The 24,647-nt window shown below is 66.5% G+C and carries 24 protein-coding genes and 1 pseudogene; 16 read left to right on the top strand and 9 right to left on the bottom strand.

Features of this window, described 5'->3' with window-relative positions; translation table 11 throughout:
- The first annotated feature begins 47 nt into the window (after positions 1 to 47).
- The 7 genes from C1A30_RS06160 to C1A30_RS06190 all read left to right on the top strand — a co-directional run bounded on the left by C1A30_RS06160 (position 48) and on the right by C1A30_RS06190 (position 6,578).
- Positions 48 to 1,481 (top strand): PLP-dependent aminotransferase family protein, encoded by a 1,434-nt coding sequence (locus C1A30_RS06160; protein WP_235009662.1) that lies wholly within the window; start codon positions 48 to 50, stop codon positions 1,479 to 1,481.
- A 75-nt stretch (positions 1,482 to 1,556) separates the two neighbouring features.
- Positions 1,557 to 1,967 (top strand): cupin domain-containing protein, encoded by a 411-nt coding sequence (locus C1A30_RS06165; RefSeq protein ID WP_200828171.1) that lies wholly within the window; start codon positions 1,557 to 1,559, stop codon positions 1,965 to 1,967.
- A gap of 4 nt (positions 1,968 to 1,971) precedes the next feature.
- The gene (locus tag C1A30_RS06170) at positions 1,972 to 3,624 is read left to right on the top strand and encodes an AMP-binding protein (RefSeq protein ID WP_101947311.1); all 1,653 of its coding nucleotides are present in this window, start codon (positions 1,972 to 1,974) and stop codon (positions 3,622 to 3,624) included.
- Positions 3,625 to 3,656: 32 nt separating this feature from the next.
- Entirely contained in the window at positions 3,657 to 4,895 is a 1,239-nt protein-coding gene (locus tag C1A30_RS06175) for a glycosyltransferase (RefSeq protein WP_101947312.1), read from the top strand.
- The gene (locus tag C1A30_RS06180; RefSeq protein WP_101947313.1) at positions 4,892 to 5,581 is read left to right on the top strand and encodes an alpha/beta hydrolase; all 690 of its coding nucleotides are present in this window, start codon (positions 4,892 to 4,894) and stop codon (positions 5,579 to 5,581) included. The genes C1A30_RS06175 and C1A30_RS06180 overlap by 4 nt, the downstream gene beginning before the upstream one ends.
- Positions 5,582 to 5,661: 80 nt before the next feature.
- Complete coding sequence (locus C1A30_RS06185; RefSeq protein ID WP_101947678.1) at positions 5,662 to 6,288, top strand: DJ-1/PfpI family protein; 627 nt, start codon at positions 5,662 to 5,664, stop codon at positions 6,286 to 6,288.
- Positions 6,279 to 6,578 carry a hypothetical protein gene (locus C1A30_RS06190; protein ID WP_101947314.1) on the top strand — a complete coding sequence of 100 codons (300 nt, stop codon included), beginning with the start codon at positions 6,279 to 6,281 and terminating at the stop codon, positions 6,576 to 6,578. The genes C1A30_RS06185 and C1A30_RS06190 overlap by 10 nt, the downstream gene beginning before the upstream one ends.
- On the opposite strand, the gene C1A30_RS06195 is transcribed toward C1A30_RS06190, so the two are convergent.
- The 4 genes and pseudogenes from C1A30_RS06195 to C1A30_RS06210 form a co-directional block, all read right to left on the bottom strand.
- The gene (locus C1A30_RS06195) at positions 6,560 to 8,308 is read right to left on the bottom strand and encodes an acyl-CoA dehydrogenase family protein (protein WP_101947315.1); all 1,749 of its coding nucleotides are present in this window, start codon (positions 8,306 to 8,308) and stop codon (positions 6,560 to 6,562) included. The genes C1A30_RS06190 and C1A30_RS06195 overlap by 19 nt on opposite strands.
- A gap of 10 nt (positions 8,309 to 8,318) precedes the next feature.
- Positions 8,319 to 9,928, bottom strand: a pseudogene (locus C1A30_RS06200) (Hsp70 family protein).
- A gap of 162 nt (positions 9,929 to 10,090) precedes the next feature.
- The gene (locus tag C1A30_RS06205) at positions 10,091 to 11,188 is read right to left on the bottom strand and encodes a dihydrodipicolinate reductase (protein ID WP_200828202.1); all 1,098 of its coding nucleotides are present in this window, start codon (positions 11,186 to 11,188) and stop codon (positions 10,091 to 10,093) included.
- The gene (locus C1A30_RS06210) at positions 11,163 to 11,915 is read right to left on the bottom strand and encodes a potassium channel family protein (RefSeq protein ID WP_101947316.1); all 753 of its coding nucleotides are present in this window, start codon (positions 11,913 to 11,915) and stop codon (positions 11,163 to 11,165) included. Before C1A30_RS06210 ends, C1A30_RS06205 begins: the two co-directional genes overlap by 26 nt.
- 59 nt (positions 11,916 to 11,974) lie before the next feature.
- Here C1A30_RS06210 and C1A30_RS06215 point away from each other — a divergent pair, with 59 nt between their 5' ends.
- A complete protein-coding gene (locus C1A30_RS06215) occupies positions 11,975 to 12,718 on the top strand; it encodes a 3-oxoacyl-ACP reductase family protein (protein WP_101947317.1) in 744 nt (247 codons plus the stop codon).
- 3 nt (positions 12,719 to 12,721) lie between these two features.
- Here C1A30_RS06215 and C1A30_RS06220 read toward each other — a convergent pair whose 3' ends face one another.
- Together C1A30_RS06220 and C1A30_RS06225 are read right to left on the bottom strand one after the other, a co-directional pair.
- Entirely contained in the window at positions 12,722 to 13,807 is a 1,086-nt protein-coding gene (locus C1A30_RS06220; RefSeq protein ID WP_101947680.1) for a DUF4185 domain-containing protein, read from the bottom strand.
- A gap of 35 nt (positions 13,808 to 13,842) precedes the next feature.
- Positions 13,843 to 14,367: a hypothetical protein gene (locus tag C1A30_RS06225; RefSeq protein ID WP_101947681.1), complete on the bottom strand. Its 525-nt coding sequence runs from the start codon at positions 14,365 to 14,367 to the stop codon at positions 13,843 to 13,845.
- Positions 14,368 to 14,494: 127 nt separating this feature from the next.
- Here C1A30_RS06225 and C1A30_RS06230 point away from each other — a divergent pair, with 127 nt between their 5' ends.
- From C1A30_RS06230 to C1A30_RS35735, 6 genes are all read left to right on the top strand, one after another.
- The gene (locus C1A30_RS06230) at positions 14,495 to 15,985 is read left to right on the top strand and encodes an ABC transporter substrate-binding protein (protein ID WP_101947682.1); all 1,491 of its coding nucleotides are present in this window, start codon (positions 14,495 to 14,497) and stop codon (positions 15,983 to 15,985) included.
- Entirely contained in the window at positions 15,982 to 16,950 is a 969-nt protein-coding gene (locus tag C1A30_RS06235) for an ABC transporter permease (RefSeq protein WP_101947318.1), read from the top strand. Before C1A30_RS06230 ends, C1A30_RS06235 begins: the two co-directional genes overlap by 4 nt.
- Positions 16,947 to 17,822 (top strand): ABC transporter permease, encoded by an 876-nt coding sequence (locus C1A30_RS06240; RefSeq protein ID WP_101947319.1) that lies wholly within the window; start codon positions 16,947 to 16,949, stop codon positions 17,820 to 17,822. Before C1A30_RS06235 ends, C1A30_RS06240 begins: the two co-directional genes overlap by 4 nt.
- The gene (locus C1A30_RS06245) at positions 17,819 to 19,426 is read left to right on the top strand and encodes an ABC transporter ATP-binding protein (RefSeq protein WP_101947320.1); all 1,608 of its coding nucleotides are present in this window, start codon (positions 17,819 to 17,821) and stop codon (positions 19,424 to 19,426) included. Before C1A30_RS06240 ends, C1A30_RS06245 begins: the two co-directional genes overlap by 4 nt.
- Positions 19,427 to 19,455: 29 nt before the next feature.
- Positions 19,456 to 20,196, top strand: coding sequence for an SDR family NAD(P)-dependent oxidoreductase (locus C1A30_RS06250; protein ID WP_101947321.1), 741 nt, complete (start codon positions 19,456 to 19,458; stop codon positions 20,194 to 20,196).
- A gap of 163 nt (positions 20,197 to 20,359) precedes the next feature.
- On the top strand, positions 20,360 to 20,530 hold the full coding sequence (locus tag C1A30_RS35735) for a hypothetical protein (RefSeq protein ID WP_200828172.1): 171 nt from the start codon (positions 20,360 to 20,362) through the stop codon (positions 20,528 to 20,530).
- A gap of 60 nt (positions 20,531 to 20,590) precedes the next feature.
- On the opposite strand, the gene C1A30_RS35740 is transcribed toward C1A30_RS35735, so the two are convergent.
- Positions 20,591 to 22,342 carry a hypothetical protein gene (locus C1A30_RS35740; RefSeq protein WP_101947322.1) on the bottom strand — a complete coding sequence of 584 codons (1,752 nt, stop codon included), beginning with the start codon at positions 22,340 to 22,342 and terminating at the stop codon, positions 20,591 to 20,593.
- 145 nt (positions 22,343 to 22,487) lie between these two features.
- Between C1A30_RS35740 and C1A30_RS06260 the strand changes: the two genes are divergently transcribed.
- Positions 22,488 to 22,823 carry a hypothetical protein gene (locus C1A30_RS06260; protein ID WP_101947683.1) on the top strand — a complete coding sequence of 112 codons (336 nt, stop codon included), beginning with the start codon at positions 22,488 to 22,490 and terminating at the stop codon, positions 22,821 to 22,823.
- A gap of 7 nt (positions 22,824 to 22,830) precedes the next feature.
- Here C1A30_RS06260 and C1A30_RS06265 read toward each other — a convergent pair whose 3' ends face one another.
- The gene (locus C1A30_RS06265; protein WP_101947323.1) at positions 22,831 to 23,241 is read right to left on the bottom strand and encodes a hypothetical protein; all 411 of its coding nucleotides are present in this window, start codon (positions 23,239 to 23,241) and stop codon (positions 22,831 to 22,833) included.
- 66 nt (positions 23,242 to 23,307) lie between these two features.
- On the opposite strand from C1A30_RS06265, the gene C1A30_RS06270 reads away from it, so the two are divergent.
- Entirely contained in the window at positions 23,308 to 23,928 is a 621-nt protein-coding gene (locus C1A30_RS06270; protein ID WP_101947324.1) for an isochorismatase family cysteine hydrolase, read from the top strand.
- Positions 23,929 to 23,996: 68 nt separating this feature from the next.
- On the opposite strand, the gene C1A30_RS06275 is transcribed toward C1A30_RS06270, so the two are convergent.
- Positions 23,997 to 24,572, bottom strand: a complete 576-nt coding sequence (locus tag C1A30_RS06275; protein ID WP_142392556.1) for a hypothetical protein — start codon at positions 24,570 to 24,572, stop codon at positions 23,997 to 23,999.
- Positions 24,573 to 24,647: the final 75 nt, after the last annotated feature.

The following is a 24,647-nucleotide window of genomic DNA, read 5'->3' on the forward strand; positions in this document are numbered from 1 at the left end:
CCGGCCCTTAACGGCGTTTTCACAGTGTCGTCGAAGAAAGGCATGAGGTGACGGACGCAATCGCTGACGTGCAGCGCGCCGCAGAATGGCGCACGTCGGCCGCCGGTCTGGATCTTCACCTCGAACGCGCCGGCCGCAGAGTTCGAGACAGTGTGACCCACGCCATTCGCGACGCCATCCGCTCGGGGCGCCTGGCGCCGGGCACCAGGCTGCCGTCGAGCCGCGCACTGGCCACCGACCTCGGTGTCGGGCGGAACACCGTGGCCCGCGCGTACGCCGACCTTGTCACCGAGGGCTGGCTGACCTCTCAGCACGGCTCGAGCACGCTCGTGTCGCATCGGGCCGCCGACGTCGTCGGGTCCGTGACCACCCCGCCCCCACGACGGTCGCCGCGCAGGCTCGACCACGATCTGCGGCCCGGTCAGCCCGACCTGTCGTCGTTCCCGCGCGCAGAGTGGAGTCGGGCGGTCAAGCGTGCGTTGGACGCGGCACCTGTCGACGCGTTCGGCTACGCCGACCCCGTCGGCAGGACCGAATTGCGGCACGCCCTCGCCCAGTACCTGGCTCGAGCGCGCGGCGTCAGAGCGCGACCGTGCACCATCGTCGTGTGCTCCGGAGCGGCTGAGGGGCTCCGTCTCGTCGCGGGCGCCATGGCGGAGCGAGGTACTTCAACCGTCGCCGTCGAAGAGTTCGGGTTGCCTGCCCACCGAGCGACGCTCAATCGCGCTGGAATCGGCTGCCCGCCATTGCCTGTCGACTCTAGTGGTGCCGACGTGCAGGCTCTTGAAAACATGCCGGACGCGGCGGGCGTGCTGCTGACCCCTGCGCACCAGTTCCCGCTGGGCGTCACCCTGAGCCACGAACGCCGAGCCGCAGTGCTCGACTGGGCACGCACCACCGGCGGCCTGATCATCGAAGACGATTACGACGGCGAATTTCGTTACGACAGGCAGCCTGTCGGGGCATTGCAGGGCCTCGATCCCGACCATGTCATCTACCTGGGAACGGTGAGCAAGTCACTGGCGCCGGGACTGCGACTCGGTTGGCTGGTGCTGCCCGAACGACTCATCGAACCGGTCGCCCGGCAGAAGGGCGAGACGGAGGAGACCTCCGGCTTCGTCGAGCAGTTGGCCATGGCGGAATTCATCAGATCCGGCTCGTACGACAGACACCTTCGCACGATGCGCGCCCAATACCGCCAGCGCCGTGCGCAACTCATGGCAGCCATCGCAGCGTCCCCGACGAGCACCGTGTCGGGAGCAGCTGCGGGCCTACACGTCATGCTGGAGATCGCCGGAGGCGGCGAAAGCGAGTTGAGTCGTCGGCCCGCGTGGCGGCGGCTCGGCGTGCGGGGCCTGGATTGGTTTCGGCATCCGGACAGCCGCAGCGAACGTGACGGAGTCGTCGTCGGATATGCGTCGCCCGCACCGAGTGCATGGTCGCCCGCCCTGGCTGCGCTGACCGGACTGCTGCCCGATTGACCGGTCGAACTGGCCCCTACCCCGGCCCTCGAAGTGGCCCCTGAAAGGCGCGGTGACGCACCTAGCGTTGAAACCATGATGGTCATAGGCAACTTGAAGAAGACGGATCTGCTGTGTGTCACCCCGCCGTCGATCCCGGAGGGTTCACACGCCATGACGCAGCTCGTCGAACTTCCGCCCGCAGATGCTGGAACGCCGCCGCATCGGCACTCGGGCCCGGTGTTCGGATACATGCTGGAAGGCAGCATGCTGTTCGAGCTGGAAGGTGAGGAACCGAGGGAAATCGTTGCAGGCGAGGCATTTTGGGAGCCCGGTGGCGACGTCGTGCACTATCAGATGACGAATCTCGACCAGACCGGTTGGACTCGCTTCGTCGCGGTGTGCATCTGTGCGCCGGGAGTCGACATGATCACCCTGCTTAAACCGGAGGAGATCGTTTCCCGCGATTCACTGCGTCACCCCAGCGCTCGTCAGCACACACGGTGACACGATGCCCGTCGATGTGACGGTTCGCCCGCCAGCGGCGAATGTGCAAAGGTTCCGCGCTGCCGGAATATGGCGGGATACCGGACAGCTCGGTGATCTGCGGAGATGGCGAGACGAGACGCCGTACGCGATCGCCATCCAGGCCTACCACGCCGACGGCGAGGCAGAACTGATCACCTACGCCGAATTGGCCAAGCGGGTAGCACGGTTCGCAGGCGCGTTGTACGAGCTCGGAGTACGGCCCGGTGCGGTGATCGCGTATCAATTGCCGAATTGGTGGCAAGCGCACGTGCTGCTGCTGGCCGCGGCGCGACTGCAGGCGGTGGTGGCGCCAGTCATGATGAGCGTCCGCCCGCGGGAACTGCAGAGGATGCTGCACCGCACCGGTGCGTCGGTGTGCGTGACCACCTCCGAGTGGGCGGGATTCGACCATGCCGCGGCGTTGAGGGAGATCGCACCGACGCTGCCCGAACTGCGACACCGTCTGGTCATCGGCGAACCGGCGACGGGCGAACTCGACTTTCGATCGTTCGTCGAGCAGACGCCATGGGAACGAGGGCATCCGGTGGGCCTGGACGACGCGGACGAAGACCCCGATCGAATTGCCATGCTGCTCTGCACGTCTGGCACGTCCGGCGTGCCGAAGATTGCCATGCACACCGAGAACACGCTGCATGCATCCGCGTCCAGCGTCACCCAGGTCCACGACTTCGGCCGCGACGACGTGCGGTTCACGCCTCATGCGCTGATGCACACCGTCGGACAAGACACCGCCAGGTCTGCTCTGGCGGCAGGGGCGTCCGTCGTTCTGCTCGACGAGTGGTCCGGGCGGCGCGGCCTGGAAGTCCTCACCGACAGTGCCACCACCGGGATCGTGGCCGCACCCAATTTCGTCTCCGACGTGCTCACGGCTATCGGGGAGAACCCCCGGCCGCTACCTGCCCTACGCACGGTCCGCTGCGTAGGCACGCCGATCCCCAAACCACTCATCACCGCGGTCCCCGCCGCTTTGGGAGCACGCCTGCTCAGCGGGTGGGGAACGACCGAAATCGGTACGGGCACCGTGACGCGCGTCGACGATACACCGGACTGGGCCGCCTTCAGCGACGGCAGGCCTATCGCGGGCGCAGAAGTCCAGCTTCGGTCTGCCGCGGTCGCTTCGCACGAGCAACCCCAGCGGGTTTTCGTCCGCGGCGCCACGGTGTGCCTGGCGACTGCGTGCCGCGACGGCGACGCGTTCACCGTCACCGCCGAGCACGACGACGGCTGGTATGACACCGGCGATCTCGCCGTACCCGATGGCCGCGGCGGGATCCGGTTGATGGGCCGCGTCACCGACCGGATCAGCGGAGTATTCCTGATTCCCGCCGACGTTGAATCCGAACTGAGGGCCAATCCGCAAGTCGACGATGTGGCGCTGGTCGGCTACCGCAACGACGACGGCGCCGAATCGCCCTGCGCCGTGCTGGTTCCCGCGACCACCCCACCGATCAACCTGGATGAACTGCGCCGGTACCTGACCGGCCTCGGGGTCACCGAATGGTGCCTGCCCACCCGGCTGGAGTACGTCCAATCTCTGCCGCGCACCAGCAATGGCAAGGTGCGCAAGGAACTTCTGCGGCGCTGGCTGGTGGGACATGCCTCGGTGCGAGATTGAAGTTCCACCGCGTAAACGAAGGAAAGCATTGAATGGCAAGAGTTCTCGCGTATCTGAGCCCCGCGATGGGTCACTTCTTCCCCGCCAGCGTGCTGCTGAGGGAGTTGGGTAATCGCGGCCACGAGATCGCGCTGCGCACTTTCGCCGCTGGCGTGCAAACCGGCTGTGACATGGGTTTCGACACGCAACCGGTCGATCCTCGCATCGAAGTCACGCGCCTCGGTGACGCGGGCGCCGCATCCCCGAAGGAGGCGCTGTCGCAGGTACGGGAGGCGTTCGCTCGTCGCGCCGAGTTCGAGATCTTCGATCTGGCCGAAGCCATCCACGAGTTCCACCCCGAACTGCTGATAGTTGACCCGAATTGCTGGGGCGCCTCGGCAGTCGCCGAGGCCAGCGGGCTGCCTTGGCTGTCGTTCTGGGCGTTCGTGCCGTATCTGCGATCTCGTGGAGTGCCGCCATGGGGGCCGGGGTTGCGGCCGTGGCCCGGTCCGGTCGGTCGTCTGCGGGATGCGCTGCTCCGTCCGAAATTCAACGCGCCTGATGCGTGGACCGCGTCGCACAACGTCATTCGTGCCAGACTCGGTCTGTCACCGCTGAAATCGGCCGACGACTACGCACGTCGGGCACCGCTGCTGCTGGTGGCCACGGCCCAACCGTTCGACTACCCGCGGCCGGACACAGACGACTCCATCCAGTACATCGGCCCCTGCTCTTATGACCCGACACCGCCGACAGTGCCGACATGGCTGACCCAGATAGACCGCCCCATCATCCTAATCTCCACATCGTCAGAAGATCAGGGAGATATCCAGCTGGCACGGGTAGCGCTGGAGGCGATGGCCGACGCGCCCGTCCATGTCGTGGCCACCTTCCCGGCGGGGGTGCCGCCCGACATCACACCGCCGCCGAATGCCACTGTGCGCGAGTTCGTCCCGCACAGCCTGGTACTCGCGCGCGCCTCCTGCGCGGTCACCCACGGCGGCATGGGCGTCACCCAGAAGTCGCTGGCGCACGGGGTGCCGGTATGCGTTGTGCCCTACGGCCGTGACCAGTTCGAAGTCGCCCGGCGCGTCGAAGTGGCGAAGTGCGGCACCCGACTGCTGCCGAAAAATCTCACCGTGCCTCGGATGCGCGCGAAGATCCTGGAGGCGATGACGATGGCCGACGGTGCGCGTCGTGTCGCCGACGGGTACGCCGCGACCGGCGGGGCGGCCCGGGGCGCCGACGTGATCGAACAACGGCTGCTGACGTCGACGCGGGATGCTTCATGACCTGTCCCACCGTGCTTCTGGTGCCGGGCGCCTGGCACAAGCCCGGCCACTTCGACCTGCTCGTCAACGAACTGACCGATGTCGACGTACGCACTGTGACGTTGACGAGCAGCGGTGACGATCCGGCAACCCTTGGCGACATGTATGCCGACGCGGCGGTGATAGCGCAGGCGGCCGCCGCGATCGACGGGCCGGTGGTCGTGGTCGCGCATTCCTATGGCGGTGTACCCACCACCCAGGCGTTGGCGAAGGCCGAAAACGTCCGGCGCGTCGTGTATCTCGCCGCCTTTCAACTCGACGTCGGTGAGTCGCTGTTGTCCCCCAACGGTGGTCGTTTGATGCCGTGGACGAGACTGCACCACCGCGACGGCATCGGCGGCTACGTCGAAGTGACCACACCGATGACCGCGTTCTACCACGACGTCGAGGACCGCACTGCCACCCAAGCGGTCGCGCAACTCGGCTACCAGCGCTACACCGCGATGCAGCAACAGGTCACCGAAACCGCGTGGCGGACGATCCCGAGCACATACGTCATATGTGAAGGGGACAACGCGATTCCAGTCGCCGCGCAGGAGATGATGGCCAAGAACGCCAACGACGTGTTGCGGATCGAGACGTCGCACTCCCCCTTCCTGTCTCAGCCGGAAGCACTCGCACAGCTCATCAGGCGGTGTCTTGAGTAGGTGACCGGCTGGCAACATCCCGGCGGGCGATGGCCACCGATCCTCTGTTGCCTGACGCCCGGCGCCCCGACGATGAGCATGTGTACGCACAGATCGTGTTATTCGACGGGTTCGACCCACTCGACGCCATCGCACCGTTCGAGGTGCTGGCCGCAGGCAGTGATGCGGTCGGCGGCGACCTCGAGGTGGAACTGGTCTCCGCCGGAGGCCCGCGGCAGGTGGTCAGCGGCACCAGGGGCATGGTGTTGAACGCGACGGCCCAACTCGACCCAGCCAAGCCCGGTTACGTGATCGTGCCCGGCGCCAGCGGTCCGATCGACGGTGATCCGGACGAGGTTGACACCATCCCGGTGCTGCTGGCCCGGTTCGGCGAGACGAGCGCGGTGCCGTTGATGCGCAAGGCGATGGCCAACCCGGACGTGACGGTGGCGACCGTCTGTGGCGGGTCGCTGGCGCTGGCGATGGCAGGTCTGCTCGAGGGCAGGCACGCGGTCACCCATCACCTCGGCATGGACGTGCTGGACGCGACGGGCGTCACCGTCGTCGATGCCAGGGTCGTCGACGACGGTGACCTGGTGACGGCGGGCGCGGTGACCTCGGGGCTGGATCTCGCGCTGTATCTGCTGCAGCGCAGCTACGGACCGCAGGTGGCGCTGAGCGTGGAGAAGTTGTTCGGGTACGAGCGGAGGGGCACGGTATGGACCTGACCGGCGACTGGGACCTGACGATCAAGACGCCGATCGGCTCTCTCGCGATCGTCTACTCGTTCACCGACAACGGCACCGGCACCGCGACCGGTAAGGGCGAGACGGTGCCTCTGCGTGACATTGTCGTTGACGGACAACGGGTTACCTGGCGGCAGTCGGTGACCAAGCCGATGCGGCTCAACCTCGATTTCGACGTCGTCGTCGACGGTGACCGGATGCGCGGTCATTCCAAAGCGGGCCGGTTGCCGCGGTCGGCGGTGACCGGGGTGCGTCAGGGCCGCATCTCGTAGGCGCCGTCATAGGCCTCGACGCGCTGCCACACCCGGTCGAAGCGTTCGGCATCGGACACCGGTTTGCGGATCGCGGCGACGGCCCAGTCCTGCTGAGCCTGCGTGGAACTCGGCTTACCGTGCAGCGCAACGGCGTACGCGCTGAAGTCGCGGATCTGGAAATCGAAGATCTGGTCGACGATGTCGTCGTCGAGGCCGGTCAGCACCGCCTGTTCCAGGATGAGCTGGCCGTAGACGATCAACGAGAACAGGTGCCCGACGTTGAGCATGAAGCCCAGGTCCTTCTGCTGGTCGGCGTCGGGCGCGGCGGTCGCAAGGAGCGTCGAAAACGCTTGGGCCTGTTCGTAGAACCGTGCCACGTTCGGGATGCGGGCGTGGTCCTCATACGTTGGTTTCCAGTCGGCGAACTGCACTTTCGCCGCGCCGCGGGTCGGCCCCTGGTTCCAGAAGAAGGTGTCGTCGGCGGGGTCGTTGCGGGTCGGGATCTCAGGGTATTCGGCCGGGTTGAACATGTAGTTGGGCATGAACTTCAGCACCAGACCGACGTTCACATGGACGGTGCCTTCCAGTCGCGGAAGTGTGCCGATCAACTGTGAAACCTCGCGGAACATCGTGTTCTTCTCGTAACCCTTGGCCGCGATCACGTCGTGCAACGCCCGCACGACCGTCTCACCCTCCATGGTGACCTTGGCTTTGGTCATCGGGTTGAACAGCAGATAGCGCCGGTCCTCGAGGCTGGCGCTGCGGAAGTAGTCGACCGCACGCTGGCTGAACAACTTCATCGCCACCAGACGGGCGTACGCGTCGACGAAATTGGCTCGCACATGGGTGAAGTCGGTCACCGGGTGGCCGTACAGGATGCGGTTCTGCGCATGCGTGATCGCCTCGTAGAAGGCGTGTTCGGTCATGCCGATGGTGCAGGTGCACAGGTTGAACTTGCCGACGTTGACCGTATTCAGCGCTGCGGCAAAGGCTTCCACGCCGGTGTGCAAAATGTCCTGCTCGCGCACCGGATAGTTCTCCAGCCGGAAGGTGCTGACGTAGATCTGCATGTGCACGACATTGTCGAGCAGGTGGTAGTTCTCGTGCCTGCTGTCGGCGGCGAAGAACACATACCCTTCCGCGGCATCCGCCTCACTCACGTCGTCTCGACGGCCGAACACCGAGACCATGCTGGCGACGTTGCCGTTGCCGATGTAGTACTTCTCGCCGGTCGCCCGGTAGCGGATGCCGTTGGCGCGGTCCTCCTCGCTGGCCGGGGTCAGCACCATGTCGGTGTTGTAGACGTCGGCGCCGTGCGCACGCTCGGACAGCCCGAAGGCCATCACCTCGCCGGCCTCCAGATCGTCGGCGGCCCTGAGTTTGGCGTCTTTGTTCTCGCTCTGCCAGATCGGTCCGAGGCCAAGGATCGTGACCTGCTCGGTGTACCAATAGGTGAGCCCGTAGAAGCCGAGGATCTCCGACAGCGCGGCGTTGCGGGCGGCGTCCCAGCGTTTGTCGGGGTTCCCGTCGGCGAACTCCGACGGCGTCAGGAACGTCGCGAACAGCTTTTCCCGCTTGACGAAATCGACGAAATCGGCGGGCCACTGCGCGGCAAGGTCGTCGTCGAGGATGCGCTTCTTGCCGAGACCTTCGAAGAAGTCGATCGTGGCGCGCAGCAGTCGCCGCGTCTCTTCGTCGAACTGCTGCGGGTCGTAGGTGTTCGGGTCGAAGAGCAAGCCGTCGGTCATGCAGGCGAGCCTAAGGGTTGGCTGGCCCCGGGATTCCTGGAATCGTCGGCGGTGCAGGGACCCACGGCAGGCCGGGCACCGTCGAGTACGGCGGGCTCCACGGCGGCTGCTGAGTCGTCGGCGGCGGGCCCTCCGTGGTCGGCGGCGGCGCCTCGGTGGTTTCCGGCGGTGGAGGGGGCGGCGCGGTGCTGTTCGTCATGCGCGACGATTCGACGCCGGCGCCGGCGTCGAATCGTCGCGCATGACGAACAGCACCGCGGCCGTCAGCGCCGCCAACAGTGCCAGCACACCAGCGGCCAGCACCAAGGCGGGTTTGCGGTACCAGGGCAGCGGTTCCGGTTGCTGCCCCCACGCCTCGTGATCGAACTGCATCTGCGGTCGCGGCCCGTCGGCGTAACCGGCCCCGGCGGGGAGGTCGTAATCGTAGGCGTCGGAGGGCGCGACATCGGGCGCGTCGTCGGCGTCCGACCATGCCAGCGCGCGGAAGGTGCTCGACTGCGGCGCGTCCTGGGCACCGACCTCGGGGGCCATCGCAGTCGCCGCAGCGGCCGCGGCCGCGACGCCCGGCGCGACAGCCATCGACGTAGCGCCCTCTTCGACGGTGCCGCGGGAGGCCTTGAGACCGCCGCCGATCGCGGCGGTCAGCTCCGGTTGCGCGGTGGTGACGACGGGCACGCGGAGGTGTTCGGACAGCGTGGTGGTGATGATCGGCATCCGCGCGCCGCCGCCTGCGGTGGCGACCGCGGCCAGGTCGGTGCCGGGAACACCGTTGCGCTCCACGGCATCTCGTAGGATCGCGACGAATTCGGCGAGCGGCCCGCGCACCGCCTCGTCGAGTTCGTTGCGGGTCAGCCGGACGTCGCTGTGGTGGCCGGGCAACTCGACCACCAACGAGGTGACCGCCGCGGTGGACAACCGCTCCTTGGCGCTGCGGCACTGGGCCCGCAGCCGACTCAACGAGCCGATCGCCGATGTGCCGGACAGGTCGATGGTGCCTGCCGCGGACAAGTCGTCGAGGACGTGGGTCAGCAGCGCCTGGTCGATCAGGTCGCCGGAGAAGTCGGTGTGGCGCAGGGTCGGGCCGATCGGCGCGAATCCGTTGGCGGCGTCGGCGAGCGTGATGCTGGTGCCGGTGCCACCGAAGTCGCAGAGCGCGACCACACCGCGAGTCGGCAGCCCGGGGTCGTCCTGCAACGCGGTGAGCGCAGCGGAGGCGTCGGATAGCAGCGCCGCCTGCGCGAGGTCCGGTCCCGACGCCAGCGCGGTGCGTAAGGCGTCGACGGCGGCGGGCCGCCAGTGCGCGGGATAGGTGACGGCAACCGGGCCACCCGGGGGGCCGACCGTGCGCAGCATGGCGCGCAACGCGTCGGCGAGCACCCGATCGGCCATGTGGGTCGAACCGTCGGCGGCGACGATCCCCACCGGGTCGCCGACGCGGTCGACGAAGTCGGTGATGATCAGCCCGCGTTCGGCGAGGTTGGGGTTTTCGCTGGGCACGCCGACCTCGGGCGGCCGGTGGGGGTACAGCGTCACCACCGGGGACCGCCGTACCGCGGTCCGGCCCACTACGACGGCCGCCAGGTTGGTCGCGCCAACCGACAGCCCTACCCCGTCAGACATGTCACTCCGTCTCGATGAAACCCTATCGGTAGTCCATCTTGATCGACGGCGCCATCGTTACCAGCAAATCGTCGTCGCGTTGAGTCTGCGGCTACGGCGCCAAATTGCCCGACACGACCGCCCTCAGCGCAGAGTCAACGCCAGAACCCCGAGTGCGGAATGCTACCGAATGGTCCCCACACCCGGGATCAGCGGCAGATCGAGTGCGGTCACCCACCCCGGCGAGAGGTCGTTGACGGCGGGCACCGCGTTCAGCGCCCGCAGACCGGTCGCAAGGCAACCGGCCGCCGCGGCGTCGCGTCCCGAGCCGTCGGTGAAGCGGAACGCGGTCTCCTGGAAGATGCTCGGCGTGCCCTCGATGTCGACGCGATAGACGTCGTTCTCGGTGCCCGACGGCCAGTCAGGAGCGGCGTCGGCGCCGATCCTGTTGACGTGCTCCAGCTGGATGCGAGTCTGCCCCTGATACACGCCATTGATGGTGAACCGCACGGCCGCAACGTTTCCGGGTTCGATGATGCCCTTGGCCGACTTGCGCTCGGTCGGCGTCACCCACTTGTCCCATGTCGTGGTGATCTCGTCGAGCATGATGCCGGCGGCGTGCGCGATCATCGGAACCGTTGCGCCCCAAGCGAATACCAGAATGTCCGGGTTCTCCAGCAGCGGCCGGTACTCGGGCGGCTTGCCGATGCCCATCTCGAACTCGTAGTCACCCTCGTAGTTGGTGTAGTCGAGCAGTTCAGAGGCCCGCACCTTGCGCACCTCGGAGCACAACCCCATCAACGTCATCGGGAACAGGTCGTTGGCGAAGCCCGGGTCGATTCCGGTGGTGAAGCAGGACGACTCGCCCAGTTCACACGCCTCGGTGATGGGCTCGATCCAGTTCGGCGGGTTCAGATGCATGGTCGGCCACACCCACGGCGTCATCGCCGTCGAGACCACGTCGATCCCGGCCCGCAGGAAGCGGGTGATCAGCGCGATGTTGTCGTCGGCGTGCGCGGCGGTGGGGCCGTAATGCACCAGCGCATCAGGTTTCAGCGCGATCAGGGCGTCGACGTCGTCGGTGGCCGCCAGCCCCAATTGCTGTCCGAGAGAACAGATCTCGCCGACGTCGCGACCAACCTTGTCCGGGTTGCTCACCCCGACTCCGACCAATTCGAACACCGGGTGCTTGACGATCTCGGCGATCACCATCCGACCCACGAACCCGGTGCCCCAGACGACTACCCGCTTCTTGTCAGAATGCTTCACGGCCTTCACCATAGGCGGGCTTGTCATCGCGGGTGAGCAACTTCGAGAGTCGACGGACCTCGTCGCGCAGTTCGTCGATCTGCGCCCGCGTCGCCACTTCCTCGGCGGTGTCCTCTTCGGCCACCCGCTGCACGATCCACGACGCCAGCGTCGCGGTCACCGAACCGACAAGGGCGATCCCGCCGATCATCAACGCGACCGCGACGATCTTCCCCATCCACGTCGCCGGTGACAGGTCGCCGTACCCGACCGTGGTCACCGTGGTGATGGCCCACCACAACGCGTCGCCGAGGTTGTGGATGTCGGATTCCGGCCGGGTGCCCTCGACATCGAGAATCGCCAGTGACGCCGCATACACGATCACCACCGCGCCGCACACGGTGTAGACCAACACCTTCCCGCGGATGGTCTGGCCGACCGCCCGCTGCAGCGCGTTCACCACAACGGCAAGGCTCAACAACCGCAGCGGGCGCAGGAACGGCAGCAGGATCACCGGCAACTCCCAGAGATGTCTGACGAACCACTTGCCTCGAGGCTCCGCCAGATACCACCGCGCGAGGTAGTCGACCACGAACAGGCAGTAGACGGCCAACAGTCCGATATCGACCGCCTTGTCGACAGCGCCATGCGGCCGGACCAACACCTTCACCGAATACAACGCCAGGAACACCAGCGCGACACCGGCGAGCGGCAGGTCAGTGCGCTGATCCCAACGTTCGAGTCGGGTTTGCTCGGTCATCAACCGGTGACCCTATGACACCCGGGAATGTTCTGAGCGCGACTTGCCTTTACCAGTGCATGACTGAATCACTTGCAGGACGTCGGGCGCTGGTCACCGGCGGATCACGCGGCATCGGGGCCGAAATCGTACGACGGCTGGCCGCTGATGGTGCCGCGGTGGCGTTCACGTACGGGGCGTCGGCCGAACACGCGGAGAAGTTGGTCGCGCAGGTCGCCGAGGCCGGCGGCACCGCCGTCGCCATCCAGGCCGACAGTACCGACGCGGCACAGGTCGCCAAATCGGTCGACGACGCCGTCGCCGAACTCGGCGGCCTGGACATTTTGGTCAACAACGCCGGCGTGGCAGCCGTCGGTGAGGCCGAGACGTTCCCGCTCGAAGAGTTCGACCGACTGGTGGCCGTCAACATTCGCGCCGTGTTCGTCGCGATCCAGAACGCTGTGCCCCATCTCGGCGACGGCGGCCGGATCATCAACATCGGCAGCATCAACGCCGACCGGGTGCCTGTCGGAGGCCTGTCGGTCTACGCGATGACCAAGGGTGCCGTCGCGAGCCTCACCCTGGGACTCGCCCGCGAGCTGGGACCGCGCGGGATCACAATCAACAACGTGCAACCGGGACCGATCGCCACCGATATGAATCCCGAAGACGGCGGCTTCGCCGACTGGGCACGGCCGATGACAGCGGTTGGCCGCTACGGGAGCACCGGCGACATCGCTGGTGTGGTCGCTTTTCTCGCCGGGCCGCAAGGGTCCTTCGTGACGGGCGCCAATTGGAACGTGGACGGCGGCTTCACCGCCTGACGGTCATAGGTTGATCGGATCGGGTGGCTCCACCGCCTTGCTGGTGTCGCGCAGCGCGGCCTTGAATTGCATTGCGCGGTAAGGCCATCCGCTGTCGGTGTGCCATTGCGACACCACCAGCCCGACGCCACCCTTGATGTCGAACCGCGAACCGGGTAGCACATAGCCGCCGTAGAGCTGCGCTACCCGGTTCGCGGTGTGGTCCTCGTCCTGCCACGACGAGCCCGTCACCGGGATCTGCAGTTCGGTGGTGTGCATGTTCGCCACCGGCGAGTCGACAACGCGGTATCCCAGCGCGTATCTCGACGCCAGGAATCCGCCGAGCACCCATTTGCCCTGCGCCATCCGGCGAAACGTCAACTCGCCCCACTTCTCGCCCTCAGGCGTGATCGGCGTGGCGTGCGTTCCCCACGCCCAGCGGTCGTCGGCGTAACCCCAACTGACGTATCGCGACCGTTGGCCGATGTGTTCGGGCTGAACGCGCATCAGGATGATGCCTTTGTCGCGTTGAAAACCCGTCGCCATCACGTACACCCAACCGTCGTCGGGTTCGTAATCCCACGACCAGCATTGCGCGTGCCCGCCGTGCAGGTCGGCGGGGAACTTCGCGTTCTCGCCCGGGTGCGACCACGACACACCGCTGTCGTCTGAGCGCCATATCTCGGTCCAGATCACGTTGCCGAATCCCCGATTGACGATGGCGTGCAAGTACATTGAGTCGCCGACCGTCAGCAGATCCGACGGGATCACGGTGCTGATGCCGCCGCGGGTCCAACCGGTGGCGGCGTCGTCGTGCACGTAATGCCACAACTGGCGGGCGTAGTTCGGGTCCTCTCCCCCGGCCCGCTCGTAGACGATCTCGTGGTCGGCGTCGCCGGTGCCGATCAGCACCACAGGCGAGCGCCAATCACCCTGTCCCACCTTGCGTCCCGAGAACGTGTCGCCGAACACCGACACCAACTTGCCGTTGGGCGCTAGCACCGAAGCGCCGAGGTCGGTGCACGTGACGCCGAACTGCGACGTGAGTCCCGGGCCGGTCAGGTCGACCACTTTGCCGTTCAGCAGCGGGACCGCGGCCGCGGGCCGCAGCCGTTGACCCGCGCGTCCGCCGAGGCCGGGCCCGGTCACTGGCAGATGCGCAGACCGGCAGGCTCGCAGTACAGCGGATATTGCTCGTTGGGAATGGGCAGCGGACCCTTGTAGGCCATCTTGAACGGGATGTTGATGATGCCCGGCGCCAGGCCGCACACGTCGGTGTGACTGATCGAGCGGGTGCCTGTCATTGTCAGGTCGTCGAATCTCAGGGTCTCCACGACGGGCGCCCAGCTGCCGTCGGGGCACTGCATCCCCTCTTTCTTGGGCGTGGTCCATTGCCACACGCCACCCGAGAGTGTCGCGTCGCCACCGGTCAAAGCGGCCGACTGCGGGGACATGTGCAACCGGCACGCGACCGGCAGGTTCAGCGGTTCGCGCAGGTCGCCGACGACCGGAACGCAGGACGGCCAGATCTCGTAGGTGCCGCTGTCGCCCTGTTCGGGGGTGTACTCGTAGATCCCCTGGAGCACCTGGTCAGCGCGCGCGGGCCCGGACAGCCCAAGCGCGGCCGAACAAAGGAGGACAGCTGCGGCGAGCCCACCGATGATTCTCACGTCGCTGAGTATCGCAGTGACCACTCGGCAAAGTCACGGTTTACCGAGCGATCGGGGTTTGGCCGCCCCCGTCGCCGGGGTAAAGAGCGGCGTGCGGGTTTTGACCGCTCTTTGTGTCGTGCTCTGGATGGTCGCCGCTCTGACCGGCTGTTCGACGGGTTCCAGGGTTGATCTCGGCGACGATTCGTCCGGCAACCTGGTCGCGGCGATCGCGGGCGAACCCGATCAACTCGATCCGCAGAAGACCAGCGCGTACTTCTCCTTCGAGGTCCTGGAGAACGTGTTCGACACTCTCGTGGCACCGGACTCGAACCTCGAGATGCGGCCCGCGCTCGCCGAGTCGTGGGACGTCAGTCCCGACCAACTGGCGTGGACGTTCCACCTGCGCCGCGGCGTCACCTTTCACGACGGCAGCCCGTTCACCGCCGACGACGTCGTGTACTCGTATCGCCGCATCATCGATGAGAAGCTGGCCAACTCCGACAAGTTCAGCGCCGTCACCGATGTCACCGCGCTCGACCCGGCAACGGTGCGGATCACGCTGCAGCACCCGACCCCGAACCTGCTGACCAACCTCGGCGGTTTCAAAGGGGTGGCGATCGTGCAGCGCCGCAATGTGGAGAGCGGCCAGATCGCCACGCATCCGGTAGGCACCGGGCCGTTCAAGTTCACGAGCCAGAAGAGCGGTGACTCGATCACGCTGAAGGCGAACCCGACATACTGGGCTGGGGCGCCGAAAATCTCGGGTGTCACGTTCCGATTCATCCCAGAAGCGTCGACGGCGCTGTCAGCGCTGCAGGCAGGCGAAATCGATTGGACGGATTCAATTCCGCCGCAACGGGTTGCGACTCTGAAGGACGACGACTCGATCACGCTGGCGGCGACGCCGAGCAATGACTACTGGTATCTCGCGCTGAACGAGGCCCGCTCCCCCTGGAACGATGTCCGCGTCAGGCAGGCGATCGCCTACGCCATCGACCGCGACGCCATCGTGCAGGCGACCAGTTACGGCACGGCCGTCGCCAACCAACTGGCGATCCCCAAAGGCAACCCGTGGTACACGCCCTATGACACCTACCGTCGCGACATCGACAAGGCCAAGAGCTTGTTGGCCGAGGCCGGCGCCAGCCCGAAGAACCTCGACATGCTGGTCACCACCGAATACCCGGAGACGGTGACCGCGGCGCAGATCATCGCGGATAACCTTGCCCCGCTTGGCATCACGGTGAACATTCGCACGGTCGACTTCGCCACCTGGCTCGACGAACAGAACAACGGCCACTTCGACATGCTGATGATGGGATGGTTGGGCAACATCGACCCCGACGACTTCTACTACGCACAGCACCACACCGACGGCAGCAGCAACGCGCAGAAGTTCTCCAATCCGGAGGTCGACCGACTGCTCGATGCCGGACGCGTCGAAATCAACCGCGACGCGCGCGCCGGCGACTACGCCAAGGCGGCGACCATCATCGCCGATCAGGTCAGCTACCTGTACCTGTACAACCCGTCGGTGATCCAGGCGTGGACGAAGCGACTGTCGGGTTACGAGGCGCGGCGAGACGGCGCGGTCCGGTTCAGTACCGCGACCGTCGCACCGGGTGGCGCCGCGTGAGAAACGTGCTCTCCCGTCCGGTCACCCGCTTCATTGCCCGTCGACTGCTGTACTCCGCCGTGGTCCTGCTGGGTGTGCTCGTGGTGGTGTTCGCACTCGTCCATCTGGTGCCAGGCGACCCGGTCCGCATCGCGCTGGGCACGCGTTATACCCCGGAGGCATACAACGCGCTGCGGTCGGCGAGCGGACTGGACCGCCCGATCGTCGAGCAGTTCTTCAGTTACATCGGTTCGGCGCTCACCGGTGATCTCGGCGTCAGCTTCCGCAACGGCGACCCGGTCACCGTCACTCTGCTGGAACGGTTGCCCGCGACCGTGTCGCTGGGCCTGGTGGGCATCGTGATCGCATTGGCCATCGCGCTGCCCGCCGGCATCTGGTCGGCGCTGCGCGAGGGCCGGATATCCGACGCGATCGTTCGCGTCACCAGCCAGTTCGGCGTGTCCATTCCGGACTTCTGGCTGGGCATCCTGCTCATCGCGCTGTTCGCGACGACGTTGGGTTGGCTGCCGACGTCGGGCTACCGTCCACTGTTCGACGACCCGGCCGGCTGGCTGCGCCACATCGTATTACCCGGGCTGACAGTCGGTTTGGTGGCCGCGGCGATCATGACGCGGTACGTGCGGTCCGCGGTGCTCGAGGTTGCGTCGATGGGCTACGTGCGCACCGCCAGGTCGAAGGGATTGCCGCCGCGGGTGGTGACGCTGCGGCACACCGTGCGCAATGCGCTTGTTCCGGTATTGACCATCACCGGAATTCAGCTTGCGACGATTCTCGGCGGCGTGATCGTGGTCGAGGTGGTGTTTGCCTGGCCGGGTCTGGGCCGGTTGGTGTACAACGCCGTCGCGGCCCGCGACTACCCCGTCATCCAGGGCGCGGTGCTGTTGATCGCCGCGCTGTTCCTGCTCATCAACCTCGTGGTGGACATGCTCTACGCGGTGGTCGATCCGAGGATCCGGTTGGCATGACGACTACCGAATCCTCACGCGTCGCATCATGGCGACTGCTGTTGCGCAACCCCGTCACCGTCGTCAGCGCGGCCGTGCTCGCCGTCGTCGTGTTCGTGGCGGTGGCAGCCAACTGGATCGTCCCGTTCGGCGTCAACGACGTCGACGTCCCGAATGCGCTGCAACCGCCCAGCGGTCAACACTGGTTCGGGACCGACGAATTGGGCCGCGACGTGTTGTCCAGAGTGCTGGTGGCGATTCAGGCGTCGATGCGGGTGGCGGTGGTGAGCGTGGCGTTCGCCGTCGTCGTCGGTGTGACGGTCGGGGTCGTCGCCGGCTACCGCGGCGGCTGGGTCGACACCGTGTTCATGCGGGTCGTCGACGTGATGTTCGCGTTCCCGGTGCTGCTGCTGGCGCTGGCGGTGGTCGCGATCCTGGGGCCGGGCACCACGACGACGATATTGGCGATCGGCATCGTCTATACGCCGATCTTCGCGCGGGTGGCGCGTGCGAGCACGCTAGGCGTGCGCGTCGAACCGTATGTTCAGGTGTCTCGGGCGATGGGCACCGGCAGTCTGTACATCCTTGGCCGCCATGTCATTCCGAACATCGCAGGACCGCTGATCGTGCAGACATCGCTGTCGCTGGCCTTCGCGATTCTGTCGGAGGCGGCGCTGTCGTTCCTCGGGCTCGGCATCCAGCCGCCGCAGCCGTCGCTCGGCCGGATGATCTTCGACTCGCAGGGGTTCGTGACGATGGCGTGGTGGATGGCGGTGTTCCCCGGCGCAGCGATCTTCGTGATCGTGCTGGCGTTCAACCTCGTCGGCGACGGGTTGCGCGATGTGCTGGATCCGAAGCAGCGCAGCATGATCGAAATGAGAGGTAAGCAGTGACTGATCCGGTGCTGAGCGTGCGCGATCTGCGGGTGCGCATTGGCGACCGCCGGGTGGTCCGCGGGGTCGGCTTCGAGGTGCAGCGCGAGCAGACGCTGGGCATCGTCGGCGAATCGGGGTCGGGCAAGACGATGACCGCGCTCGCCGCGACCGGCCTACTCGACACTCCCGGTGCGGTGGTCGAAGGCAGCAGCAAGCTGGTGGGCGACACGGAGTTGGTCGGCGCGTCGGCGCGGTTACTGCGCAGCGTGCACGGCGGCCGGATCGGATTCGTGTTCCAGGACCCTGGCACGTCGCTGAATCCGCTGCTGACACTGGACCGCCAGATCACCGAATCGCTTGAGACACACCGCAAGATGACGCGGCGGCAGGCGCAGAACCGGGCGTTGGAACTGCTCGAGGCGGTCGGCCTGCCGGATCCGCAGACCCGTCTGCACGCGTATCCGCATCAACTGTCCGGTGGTCAGCGGCAGCGGGTGATGGTCGCCATCGCGTTGGCGTGCGATCCGGAACTGTTGATCGCCGACGAGCCGACCACGTCGCTGGATGTGACGACGCAGGCGCAGATCATCGAGTTGGTGCGGGACCTACAGCGCGATTTCGGCACCGCGGTGGTGTGGATCAGCCACGACCTCGGCGTGATCGGTCAGGTCGCCGACGACGTGACCGTGCTTCGCGACGGCGAAATCGTCGAGCAGGCATCGATTCTCGATGTCTTCGATCGGCCGCGGCATGACTACACGCGTGAACTCCTACGCGCCAGGCCGCTGGTCGGCGCCGCCGAGCCCGCGCCCGCGCCGGACGACGCACCGGTGCTGCTGCGGGTCGAAGGGGTCGACGTGCGCTTCCCAGTGACCACACCGGTCGGCAGGTCGACCGTGCATGCGGTGCAGCACCTGTCGTTCGAGGTGCGGCGCGGCACGACGCTGGGCCTGGTCGGGGAGTCCGGTTCGGGCAAGTCCACGGTCGCGGCAACGCTGACTGGGCTCGTCGAACCGAGCGGCGGCAGCGCGCAGTTGGACGGCATCGACGTGTTCGGTGCGCGCGGCAAGCAGCAGAAGACGCTGCGGCGCAAGATCGGGCTGGTGTTCCAGGATCCGTTCTCGTCGCTGAACCCGCGGATGCGAGTGCAGAACGCGATCGAGGAACCGCTGCGGGTGCACCGGCTCGCGACGGATAAGGCTGCCCGGCGGGACAGGGTCGCGCAGCTGATCGAATTGGTCGATCTGCCAACGGCATTCGCATCGCGTTACCCGCACGAACTGTCGGGTGGGCAGCGGCAGCGGGTGAGCATCGCCCGCGCGCTGGCGGCGGAGCCGGAACTGTTGATCCTCGACGAAGCGACTGCCTCGCTGGACGTTTCGGTGCAGGCCCACATCCTCGACCTGCTCAAGAGCCTGCAGGACGACCTCGGGCTGACGTATCTGTTCATCGGCCACGATCTGGCTGTCATCCAACAGATGAGCCACGACGTATTGGTGATGCGCGACGGAGAGGCCGTGGAGTACCGGCCCGCCGCGCAACTGTTCGCCGATCCCCGCGACGAGTACACCCGTGCGCTGTTGGCGGCGGTCCCGCCTGCACGACCGCGCGCCGCCGTCTGACCCCGCGGCCTTCGTGAGAAGGTCTTGCCATGACACAACTGGACGGCAAGGTCGCATTGATCACCGGCGCCTCCGCGGGCCTGGGTGCGGTGACCGCACAACTGTTCGCCGAACGCGGCGCGTCGGTGTTCGGTATCGCGCGCGACGCCGACCGGATGGCGACGGTGTTCGAACAGGTGCCGGGCGGCAAGTACGCGTCGGTGGACATCGCCGACCCCGCCGCCTGCAGGCAGGCCGTCGCGGATTGCGTCGCCGAATTCGGCAGGCTCGACATCCTGGCCAACATCGCCGGCTTTCATCAGATGCGGCACACGCCGACCATGACCGACGAGGAGTGGGATCGCGACCTTGCGGTGAATTTGAACGGACCGTTCTACCTGTGCCGTGCCGCGCTTCCGCATCTGTTGGAGACGGGCGGCAACATCGTCAACGTGTCCTCGATAGCGGGCGTCGAGGGTGAGGTGTATTCGGCGGGCTACTGCTCTGCCAAGCACGGATTGATCGGGCTGACCCGCGCACTCGCGGTCGAGTTCACCAAGGAGAAGTTGCGTGTCAACGCGGTGTGCCCGGGCGGCATGCCGACCGCGCAGTCCACGGAGTTCCAGGCGCCGGAGAACGCCGACTGGAACTTGATTCTGCGGATCGCCTCTCCTCGCGGCTTCATGGAGACCATCGACGTCGCCAAGGCGATTGCGTTCCTTGCCAGTGACGACGCCGCGGCCATCCATGGCGCGGTGTATCGCGTCGACAACGGCAAGGGCGCCGGCTAGCGGTTTGGCACACTTCGCGCGTTTGCCGTGACAGTCGTCACAACCCGATTCTGCCAACCGTCGATCAATTACTGCCACCGGAATTAAACCCTTGACCTCGCTGTTCAAGCAGTCAGACCGGTGAGAACAACCTCCCGGCGAAGGCATCGAAGAAGGACAGAAAATGAAGAAGTTCGGGTTTGCCACCATGATCGCCAGCGGTCTGGCTGCTGCAGTGCTCGGGCTGGCCGGTCCGGCCCAGGCCGACATCGGCCACCACGGTTGGGTCAACAACATCACCCAGCCTGCAGTGAGCGTTCCGCACGTCGACACCAGCGTGCACCAGAGCCACTGACACTGACATACGAAGAGGGGCACCCATTTCGGGTGCCCCTCTTTCGTTGTGCGGTACTCGTTAGTGCTGTGGCCTGCGGCGTCCCAGGAACAGCGCCAGGCCGATGGCGCCGAAGCCGAGTGCCACGGTCACCCCGGCGGCGGCGTACAGGAAGATGTCCCGACCGGTCATCCCCGACGGCGACTCGTCCGACGCCAGCCTGAGCTGGTAGTCGCCGGGCAGCGGGGCTTCCTGCGGAGCATCGAGACCCGGGAACTGCTGGGTCCGGTGCACCTCGAATTGCCGCTCCCCGGTTGACGTCTGCGTCCAGACACCCCATGCCGGAGTCGCGCCGTCGAGCAGCACCTTGCGCTCGCCGAATTGCGGATCGTCGCCGACGTCGATGACGCGCCGCACCCGGAACGGCTCATACCTGGCGTTCGAATAGTTCACGAACACCGGCACGTTGTCGTAGCGCAGCACCGGCGGCGGAGGCGGCGGCAGCGGAAGCCCGACCGCCGGGACGTAGCCGCCTCCGAAGAACGTGCCGACAGCGACGTTGAGTGCGGTGTTCACCGCCGCGTTGACGATGTTGGCCGCGGTGTCGACGACAGCGGTGAAGCTGTACGCCGCGAACTGGGCCACCTCGAGCACCGCCCGCGCCAGTGGCGGGATCCACACGATGCGGGGCACGTTCTGGTAGACGTACACGATCCGCACCCGCTCGTGGTACGGGTTGATGATGATCGGCCGGTAGTACTCGTCGTACTGCACCCAGTCCGGGCGCCACTGCCGGACCGGACGATCGAAGACCCGGCTGCTGGCCAGTCTCGTATCGACCTTCGCGTTTGCGCTCGCCTCGACGCCCAACGGTCCTTTCACACCGAGGTCGAGGCCGATCGATTTCGCCATCTCGTCGACGTCTTGCTTCGGCGCCGGATCCGCTTTGACCTCAATGGGTTTCGCGTTGCGGGCCAGCTCGACGTCGGCCTTCGGCGCATCCAGCGTCGCAGGCTCAGCCATCTTGATGGCCTTGGCGGCCTGGGTGAGTGAGACGGTGGGTTCACCGCTAGTCACCGCGGCGCCCGCCTCCGGCTCGCCGCTCTTGCGCTCGCTGGTCTTGCTCTCCGTGCTCTTGCCTTCGGTGCTCGGCGCGTCCGATGCACTGGTGGGCACGTCATCCATCGCTGAACTCGGGGCCACCAGCGCAGGCGCAGGGCTGATGACGGCGGGCGCAGGTGAGTCTGCTTTCGACGCCTCTGTGGACTCCGCGGTGGACGCCTCCTGCGGCTCCCGCTGCTTCTTCGGCTCCTGGGTCTGCGGCTCCTGGGGCTCCTGCGACTCCTCCGAGGACGGCGGCGCGACAGCACGCGGAGCCGGCGATTCGACCTTCGGTCGAGGTGGAGCGGCCTTCGTCGGCGAGGCAGGGTCGACGGCGGTGACCACCGGCGCGGTCGTCGTCTGCGTGACCGGCGGCGCCACCGGCTCGACCGGCTGGACTTCCACCGGCTCGACCGGCGCGACGGGCTCGACCGGCGCAACCGGTTCGACTGCCTGCTGGGTCCGCTGCGGCGCAGGCGCCTCGACGCTCGGCGCCTCAGGAACAACCTCCGGCGCCTTCTGCGGCGCCTGCCGAGCTGGCGGTTCCGCCTCTTCGACGACGGGTGCCTTCGGCTGCGGAGCCGGCGCGGTGGTGGTGACCACCTGATCGTTGCCCGGCTTGGCGAATGCCGGTGCGATTCCCCCAGTGAGCGCGGTGAGCGAGATCACCATCCCCGACGCCAAAACGGCGATAACCCCTCGCTTAGCGCAGATTTCAAGCGGTGCACTCATCTGTGCATCGACTCCTTCAACGATGCGCAGCCGACTCCCCCAACGCTGGGCCCGGTCCAGCAGTTGCTACGACTCTGCTAGTTCATCGTTGGTTCACCGGAACTGTTACAGCGCGCGGGTCATCATGGACACCAGGAGGACCGCCATGTCCATCAGGGTCGGCATGCTCGCAGCCGGGCTCGCGCTCGCAGCGGTCAGCGCTGCGCCCGTCGCGCGCGCGGAGCCGGTATGGCCGGTCGCGGGTGCGGAGGACGCCAGCGCCACCGTCGACGACCTGCAGGCGCAGGGGTACGACGTTCAGATCAACTGGGTGAGCGGCACCCCTTCGGTCCCGCTGAACCGCTGCAAGGTCACCGCGATCCACAATCCGAACCACGCCCCGCCGACCGAGAACACATGGGCGGTGGTCTACGTCGACGTTTCGTGCCCGAATCCGAACGACGACTACTGGGGCGGCTTCGGCGTCGGGATCGGCTTCTGAAGCCAGATCAGATCCTGGTCAGCGTGAAGTAGACAGGCTGCGAGTAACCCGGGGCGAGACCCCACTGGCATCCCACCGCGGGGTCCGTCGTCAGGAACGTGCCTTCGTTCCGGGGCGCATCGACTTTGAAGGTGACCGTTCCCGGCAACACCCCGTCGTTGTTGCACTTCGTCCCGTCCGGGAGGTTGACCACGAAGCGCCACACGTCGCCCCACGGGTGGGCGTCGGCCGACCATCCGCTGCTGTCCGACACCCGGGCGCAGTCGGGGCCGCAGGACGTGACCACCCACGTGGAGGACATGCCCGGTCCGTTCGGGATGAACGTTCCGCTGAAATCCTCGGCCAGCGCGGGCGCCGCGAACCCGACCGCGGTTCCGGCGAGCACCGTGGCTGCTGCGATCCCGGCCGTGACGTTCATGCTGCCTCCCGTCAAGTCATGGCGTAGAACCATTATTTGCCGACATCGCCGATCACGGGAGACCAAATGGCCGAGGTGACCTACGAGAACGACATCACCGGCCTGGTGGTGATCGATCCCTATAACGACTTCATCTCCGAAGGCGGGAAGGTATGGGATCGGTTGAAGGCGGTGTCGGAGGCCGTCGGTTGCGTGCCCAACATGTTGGAGGTGCTCGACACGGCCCGCAGTGCGGGCATTCGGGTTTTCTACGCGCTGCACCACCGATATCGGCCCGGCGATTACGAGACGTGGAAGTACATCGCCCCGATTCAACGTGCGGCGTTCAACCGAAGGACTTTCGAGGACGGCACCTGGGGCGGTGAGCTGCGTACCGGGTTCGAGCCGCAGCCCGGCGACGTGGTAGCCCAGGAGCATTGGTGCTCAAGCGGTTTCGCGAACACGGATCTCGATGTGCTGTTGAAGAAGCACGGCATCCACAAGTTGATCGTCATCGGTTTGATCGCGCACACCTGTGTGGAGGCGACCGTCCGATTCGCGGCCGAATTCGGTTACGAGGTGACAGTGGTCCGGGACGCGACAGCGGACTACTCCGACGAGGAGATGCACGCCGCGCTCGACGTGAACATCCCGAACTATGCGACCGCGGTGGTGACCACGCGCGAGATCGTACAAGCGATCTCGTGAGACTTTCCTGGCGACAGTGAAAGGCCGCGAACGACGTTCCCCCCGTCGCCGCTCGCGGCCTTTGAAACTCACGCGGTGGTGCTCTGCACCTTGACGTAGAGGTGCCGGAAGCCGGCGATACCGCCGAACAGGGCGCCTACTTCAGTCACCTTGACGCTGGTCAACTCGTCCGGATGTGACGGCTCATGGACCGGCAGGTTCGCCAGTGCATCGGCGAACGCCTCGTCGAAGCTCAACCGTGACGACGTTCCGGTGGCCTCGTCGACCGCCCCGACCGCTTCCTGCGACGCCGACACCGCGTTGGTGAACGCCGCGAGATCCAGGCCGGCAGGCTCGATGTCGACGTCGTCCTGCCCGTCGGCGTGATGCACGGTGACCACCGACTGATCTTCGGGATACACGAACAACTCACCATAGGTGTACGGCGTGAGCACCTGCGGCCACATTCCGGCACGCCTGCGCTGCAGCAGGTTGTACTGCTGCGGAAAGATCCGCAGCGGGCTTGGCTCGATGTCCGCGTCGTAGCCCGGAGTCGGCAGGTCGCCGCTGGCGACGATCAGGATGTACCGGCCGGCCCGGAAGGCCCGGATCTTGTTCCGCCGTGCCAGTTGGTCGGTCACCTCTGGTGCGATGTCAACGCTCATTACTCCCCCTTGTTTGGCCGGGAGCGGCGTCCCCCGCGTCCGCCGCTCCCGGCCTGCAGCTATCAGCTTCCTTGC

Source organism: Mycobacterium sp. 3519A (assembly GCF_900240945.1).
Lineage (GTDB): Bacteria > Actinomycetota > Actinomycetes > Mycobacteriales > Mycobacteriaceae > Mycobacterium.